The organism is Floridaenema aerugineum BLCC-F46, from assembly GCF_041929345.1.
In the GTDB taxonomy this organism is placed as follows: Bacteria; Cyanobacteriota; Cyanobacteriia; order Cyanobacteriales; family Aerosakkonemataceae; genus Floridanema; species Floridanema aerugineum.
On the sequence record NZ_JBHFNQ010000249.1, the window covers coordinates 1 to 6,056 of the forward strand.

General features: G+C 39.2%; 7 protein-coding genes and 1 pseudogene. 4 read left to right on the forward strand and 4 right to left on the reverse strand.

What is annotated here, in order from left to right; translation table 11 throughout:
* Positions 1-111 precede the first annotated feature (111 nt).
* Both ACE1CC_RS33595 and ACE1CC_RS33600 read right to left on the reverse strand, forming a co-directional pair.
* Positions 112-2,616, reverse strand: a complete 2,505-nt coding sequence (locus tag ACE1CC_RS33595; RefSeq protein WP_413274784.1) for a phospholipid carrier-dependent glycosyltransferase — start codon at positions 2,614-2,616, stop codon at positions 112-114.
* Positions 2,617-2,620: 4 nt separating this feature from the next.
* Positions 2,621-3,190, reverse strand: a complete 570-nt coding sequence (locus ACE1CC_RS33600; RefSeq protein ID WP_413274785.1) for a hypothetical protein — start codon at positions 3,188-3,190, stop codon at positions 2,621-2,623.
* Positions 3,191-3,249: 59 nt separating this feature from the next.
* Here ACE1CC_RS33600 and ACE1CC_RS33605 point away from each other — a divergent pair, with 59 nt between their 5' ends.
* Complete coding sequence (locus tag ACE1CC_RS33605) at positions 3,250-3,489, forward strand: hypothetical protein (RefSeq protein ID WP_413274786.1); 240 nt, start codon at positions 3,250-3,252, stop codon at positions 3,487-3,489.
* 1 nt (position 3,490) lies between these two features.
* Here the strand turns inward: ACE1CC_RS33605 and ACE1CC_RS37020 are convergent.
* Positions 3,491-3,886: pseudogene (locus tag ACE1CC_RS37020) on the reverse strand (ACP S-malonyltransferase).
* The gene (locus tag ACE1CC_RS33620) at positions 3,883-4,269 is read right to left on the reverse strand and encodes a DUF433 domain-containing protein (RefSeq protein WP_413267706.1); all 387 of its coding nucleotides are present in this window, start codon (positions 4,267-4,269) and stop codon (positions 3,883-3,885) included. Before ACE1CC_RS33620 ends, ACE1CC_RS37020 begins: the two are co-directional and overlap by 4 nt.
* A gap of 257 nt (positions 4,270-4,526) precedes the next feature.
* Here ACE1CC_RS33620 and ACE1CC_RS33625 point away from each other — a divergent pair, with 257 nt between their 5' ends.
* From ACE1CC_RS33625 to ACE1CC_RS33635, 3 genes are all read left to right on the forward strand, one after another.
* The gene (locus ACE1CC_RS33625) at positions 4,527-4,733 is read left to right on the forward strand and encodes a type II toxin-antitoxin system HicB family antitoxin (protein WP_413274789.1); all 207 of its coding nucleotides are present in this window, start codon (positions 4,527-4,529) and stop codon (positions 4,731-4,733) included.
* 2 nt (positions 4,734-4,735) lie between these two features.
* Positions 4,736-4,960, forward strand: a complete 225-nt coding sequence (locus tag ACE1CC_RS33630; RefSeq protein WP_413274790.1) for a type II toxin-antitoxin system HicA family toxin — start codon at positions 4,736-4,738, stop codon at positions 4,958-4,960.
* Positions 4,961-5,234: 274 nt separating this feature from the next.
* The gene (locus tag ACE1CC_RS33635; protein WP_413274791.1) at positions 5,235-5,798 is read left to right on the forward strand and encodes a hypothetical protein; all 564 of its coding nucleotides are present in this window, start codon (positions 5,235-5,237) and stop codon (positions 5,796-5,798) included.
* Positions 5,799-6,056: the final 258 nt, after the last annotated feature.

Here is a 6,056-nt window from a genome sequence, read left to right on the forward strand (position 1 = left end):
ACTTTTTTTTATTTTTTTTTAACACACCATTATTTAAAAAAAAAAAATAAATTTTTGTTTTTGGGGCTCCACCCATATATTTCGCCCTCCCCCCCAACAACGTACCTCAGTTTATTGTGAACTATTGTTAAGAATCGGCTGAAGTTGTCGCCAAGCTTTTATAAGATTACCTTGCATTGCGGAAGCGACACCGCTAAGGGCTTGCAATTCTGGAGAGTTAGGATTGATTGCTAAGGCTGGCTGAAGGGCGATTTGGGCGGCTTTGGGGTTCCAATTGTACAGGTGTACGAAGGCGAGATAAGCGTAGGCGTAGGGGTTTTGGGAGTCTAGCTGAGTGACTTTTTGCAGGGCTGCGATCGCTCCTTGCACATCTCTTTGCAAAACTTCAGCTAATGCCAAATTATAAGCCAATTCCCAATTACTTGGTTCTTGCTTCAGGCGAAATTTCAAAGCTGTTTCCGCTTGTTGCAAATAATCTTGAGTTGGGTCATATTGATTAATTCTACCAATTTCATCGAACACGCGATCGAGTGCTTTTGGCCCTTCAGGTAAAGAAATTGCTAGAGTGCGTAATTGAGTAATTAAATCCAATTCTGGCGCAGGAATTTTGTTAGCATTAGGATCGATCGTTACAGCAACTTTTGGCGTTTGAATTTGGTAACTTTCACCAGTTTTGCGATTTATATAAGTTGCGGACAAACTGTAATTTCCTGGTATTAATTCTGCGGGGGGAAGCATTGCCATTTTTTCCACAACGCGAAATCCTGAATTATTATTTGGCAGATTTGATGGATATAAATTTCCCATAGCCAAAGCGCGATCGTGTAACCAGCGAGATTGCTTAGGATTAGCAGAATTATACCAAGTTAGAAGTACTACACCTGATTGTAATTGTTGCCAAGAACCAGACCAATCATAGATTACCAGAACGGGAGATCCAGGTGCAACTTTTTCGGGGACAGTAACTTTATTTAAAGTAACTTTCCCCAAAGGTTTCGCCAAAGGTTGAACGATTACAGGTGGTTGTTTACTGCGGTAAAGATTCAGATTACTTTCATCGGGTAAATTCCAACTTTTCTGTAACTTAAAATCATTTCCCTGTTCGACAATTTGGGTTATTTGACTTTGCGCTTCCGAGGGAACAGAACCTTGATCGCCTGTTTTAGTGACAAACCAAGAAAGACTCCTCGCATCTTGGGGAACAAACTTTTTGCGAGTTCCAACTTGCCGACCGTAAACTTGAAAATTTCGCAAAGCACCGAAGTAATTAAAATTATGTTGATTCAGCTTAGGAGTGGAAGGTAAAACCCCCAAATTTGAGCGTAAATAAGGTTCAGTTTGGATAATTTCTGCGATAACTTCTTGTTGGGGGAATTCCGCACCAGTGTAAATATAATGTTGAAATCGAGGACTCAAAAATTGAGTTAACCAAGCACCACCCAAAGGGTAAAGATTGAACAACATTAACAAAAATGCTAAACCAATTGTACCCCAACGAATCGATTTAGCAAAGCGACCTTTCCAGAGAGTTAAACAATAAGCTAAAAAGACAGACAAAACTGGCAAATAAGGCAAAACATAACGAGTATCTTTATTAATATTCAAAGAACAAAGCAGATAAGAACCAATCCAAAAAACCGCCAACCATGACAAATTCGGATTTAAAACCTTAGCTTGCGGATTTTTCACCTTAGCTTTAACATAATAAATCAATAAACCGACAATTGGCACTAATAATAAAACCCAAGAAACCACATAAGGTAAATCTTGCCAATAAAAAGTCCAAGCAGCTAAGGTATTGAGTGGGGGATCGCCTTCTGCGATCGCAGAATCCACAGTAGCCCTTTTCCCCGAAGTTAAAATCAACAACCAATTAATCCGATACCAAAAACCAAACACCAAAACCGAAACCAAAAAAGCAGTAAAAAGCTGTGCTAACCTTTCCCATCTCTTCTTCCGCAAACTTTCAATCAAAACCCATAAAATCGGAGTCACCAGAAACAACAAAGCAGGTTGTTTCACCATCAAAGCCACTCCCAAAGAAAGGCCAAATATCACCGCCCAAAACCACTCTTTCCTCTGCGTCCTCTGCGTCTCTGCGGTTCCCAAAAAACGCCAAACAGTCAAACAGAAAAAACTAAAAGTAACAACAGCAGTTAGGGGATAATCCAACAAAAAATCCAAGCGAAACCGATACAAACCAGGCAAAAGCTGACAGATAACAGCCGCCAACAAACCAACTTCTATACTAAATAGATAAACCCCCAAACCATAAACCGAAAATAACAGGATAGCGCTAAAAAATAGATTAACAATAGTTGCTTGATCTTGCCCCCTACCGAAGACATTTTGGACAAAGCCTGCTAAAATATAAACTAGAGGTGGTATTTTGGACGATATTTGCCAAAAATTAACCCACCATTCCCCAGAAAAGATCTGAGGATTGCGTAAAGCTTGGGAATAGTTTAGAGTTCCGGTAAGATATTCCGCTTGATCCCAAGCTGGGGTAGAATGGTCGAGAGCGAACCAAAGGCGATCGCACAGAACACCCAAAAACCAGATAATTGCCAGAGCAATTAACCCTTGAAACTTCTTGTCTTTTTTCTCTTCAATCACAGGCTTAGAAATTCCCCAACTTAGACTTAATTATGGAATCAATATTTTGCCACTCTTCAGAATTAGATTGTGCTGCTAAGTACTTTTCATGACCCAACCTCAGTTTTTCCTCCAAATCATAAACCAAGTTAGGCTGATTTAGACAATTTGAGAAATAAAAACTCAAAGCTAATTCTACAGCAATCCAAAGGGCAAAAACCAAATCTACATTCTTTCCATCTCGCAAAGTGCCTAAAAAACTTACAATTCTGGAGGCAATTCTGCCATACTCTTCTTCAGCCTTGGTATGAATACCTCCAATTTCGGCAACTAGATCGTAGTGTAAATCAGAATATTGTTCTTTACCGTAAGTTAAAAATCTATTAAAAAGTGCATCAGTATCAAACTTTTCACCGGGATTTTCTCTATTATTGTCGATGTTGCCAATAGAGGTTAGGGTATCTACAAAAACAAAGTATAGAGTGTAAATTTTGGCTGTGTTGTCCATAGTTAATAATTTGAGTTGATGGTTAATGCTAACTATATGGAAAAATGGACAAGAGCGATCGCACTTCCTAAAGAAACTCTCAGACATAGCTACTAGTTCATCGGCAAGTTAAACTAATATAATAAGTTGCTTTCATAAAGGGAATTATGACTGAATTATTGAGGCGTGTAATTGCAGAAATTGAAAAATTACCAGAAGCGGAACAAGATGCGATCGCTACTCGCCTGTTAGCAGAATTAAAGGATGAACAAGCATGGCAAGTCCGCTTTGAGTCTACAACAGATGAACAATGGGATCGTTTAGCTGCAAAGGTACGTCAGGAAATCACAGAAGAAGAGTTTGAAACAATGGTCGATCGATTAACTGATGAATTTGCAAACCAATAGCTTATGGAATGAAAAGTCTCCTTGAACCTCTGTAGTCATCAATGTCAAAGACAATCTCAATGAGCCTGTCAACACAACGATTGCGATAATCAGGATCGCTCAGAACTCGATCTGCATCTCCGATGGTGACAACAGGTAATGAAGTTGATATATTTTCTTCACGTATGACTTGCTCCAGAGAATCTTTACCTTTCATACTTCGATTAGCTGTTAACAGGATCATTTAATTTGCCTGTGCAAACCGCCAAACTTCTCCGTCATTGCTAGTAATAGATAATTCGATCTCTTCAAAGGTAATAAACTGAATTGGTAGTAGATCTAGCCAGCCAAGCGTCACAATATTACCCGACAAAAGTAGAGCGTGTCCTTCAAGATTACGATCGACGAGGAAAATCATGAGTAGGATTTAATTTTAGCTCGATGTTTTGCCTTCTGGGTTTGAAGCTTTTCCCAGGCAGCTTCCATACCTGGTTTTGGTGGTTTTGTAGCAAGTCGAGTAATGAGATCGCGATTTTGCTCTTCATAATACTGTCGAAGTTCCTCAGTTTCCTTAAGTACAATTTGATACTCAGCCTCAACTTCAGCGCGGTTTGCTTCAATATAGGCAAGGGCAGTATTAATTTGCTCATCAGTTAGGTTGAAAAGCCCACGAATGAACTTAGGAGGATATTGGGCAATTAGATAATCCATGACATCATATAGCGTGATGCGCGTACCTGAGATTGTCAGTCCACGTTCAGTAAGAATAATGGAGGTTTGCTCACTCGATGCTGAAGTCATATTTCTAACTCGTCAGAATCTATTTTCATGCTATCTCAGAGAGAACTAGAAGAAAATAGGGTTAAACCGCAACTACACAGACAAAATCTGCCTTCACAGATTAAATAAAAATCACCAGATGGAGAGCGATCGCAAATGAAAGCATAATAGAAGAATGAATCGCACTACACCCCACAAACGCCACGCAAACTAGCCTCAACCTTTGTAGGTTGACGAAGGTATACTGTAAATTATCACAATAAAACTGTTACTAACTTATGAAATTTAACGTAACTATTGACCGAGATGAAGATGGAGTATGGATTGTAGAATGTCCTAGTATTCCCGGATGTGTTAGCCAAGGTCAGACTAAAGAAGAGGCATTGGAGAATATTAAAGATGCGATCGCCGCTTGTCTTCAAGTCCGTGCAGAACGTGGTATGCCACTTACAATAGAAACTCAGCAAATAGAGGTTTTGGCATAGTCATGACATCTGCTCTTCCTGTTCTCAGTGGACGCGAAGTTGTCCGAGTATTTGAATCATTTGGTTGGGAAGTTGTACGCCAAACTGGAAGCCATATTATTCTGGTCAAAGAAGGAGAATCTGTTACACTTTCTGTCCCAGATCATCGTGAGGTGGCAAAAGGTACTCTACGTAGTTTGATTCGTACTGCTGGACTTACTGTACAGGAATTCGTTTCTGCGATTTGACATACGCATCTATCTTTTCACGATCGCACAACACCCCACAAACGTCACTCCTTGTAAGCATAGTGAGCATTTATAATTTGTGATATATCTGCTCGATTTGGAGTCGGAACAACAGGAAGCGATCGCAAACGAAAGCATAATAGAAGAATGAATCGCACTACACCCCACAAACGCCACTCTTTATAAGCATAGAGAGCATTTATAAGTTGTGATGTATCGGATAAAATTATTAATAAGCGTGTTATACCGTAGGAGCGGCTTAATCAATATTACTATGCAGTCAGGTATTAATTTACAGTCAAATATTGCTAATACATCTTTTCAAGGCTTATTGCTAGAAGAATTTATCTTAGAACCTAATTTGCGCCGAGAGTTTGGGATACCGGAAAAATTTTCTGAGTTAGCATTACACTTTTCAGACCAAGCAGCTACTATTTTACATTTGTTAATTGTAAACCATGTTGGCTTGCCTATTCCCTCTGATGTGATTAAAGAAGTGATAAATTGGTTAATCGCCAAGCGACATACCACTCTGATTTTTAGGTCTATATCTGATATTATTGCCACAGTTCGTTCTGAACAAGATAAATATAATTCTTGTTGTCGTAGTGCGATTTGTCATGGTGTTGTAGGTTCTGATGATTTTGCATTTGGGGCATTACGCATAGCTGCTTCTGTGAATAATACTTGGGCAAGGCATCATCACATTTATGGGGTAATTCACGGAATTAAAAACTGTAATTTACAAGCACAGTATGAACTTGAAATGGCTTATAATAACGAACCGTATTCCGAAACAAAAGCACGAATTCAGCTAGCATTAGAAATCCTTAAATAACCCACCATCTCATTAAAAAGTTCTGGCGAAAATCGACAATTTATCTGCTTCATCTGCATTCATCTGCGTTCTAATTAAAAGATTTTTGGCACAACTCAAATTAATTTTTTAAAGTGAAAACCAAGGCGGGGGGGGTGGCCCCCCCCCAACAAAAAAGTAAATCGTGTGGGGTGGGGCTGCAGCCCCCCCCCAACATATATAAAAAATATAAAAATATTTATTTTAAACAACAATAAACCAAAAGAAAACGCAGGGAAG

Coding starts and splice junctions, on each gene's coding strand:
- ACE1CC_RS33600 (WP_413274785.1), bottom strand. CDS start 3,190: ATGTCTGAGAGTTTCTTTAGGAAGTGCGATCGCTCTTGTCCATTTTTC.
- ACE1CC_RS33605 (WP_413274786.1), top strand. CDS start 3,250: ATGACTGAATTATTGAGGCGTGTAATTGCAGAAATTGAAAAATTACCA.
- ACE1CC_RS33620 (WP_413267706.1), bottom strand. CDS start 4,269: ATGACTTCAGCATCGAGTGAGCAAACCTCCATTATTCTTACTGAACGT.
- ACE1CC_RS33625 (WP_413274789.1), top strand. CDS start 4,527: ATGAAATTTAACGTAACTATTGACCGAGATGAAGATGGAGTATGGATT.
- ACE1CC_RS33630 (WP_413274790.1), top strand. CDS start 4,736: ATGACATCTGCTCTTCCTGTTCTCAGTGGACGCGAAGTTGTCCGAGTA.
- ACE1CC_RS33635 (WP_413274791.1), top strand. CDS start 5,235: ATGCAGTCAGGTATTAATTTACAGTCAAATATTGCTAATACATCTTTT.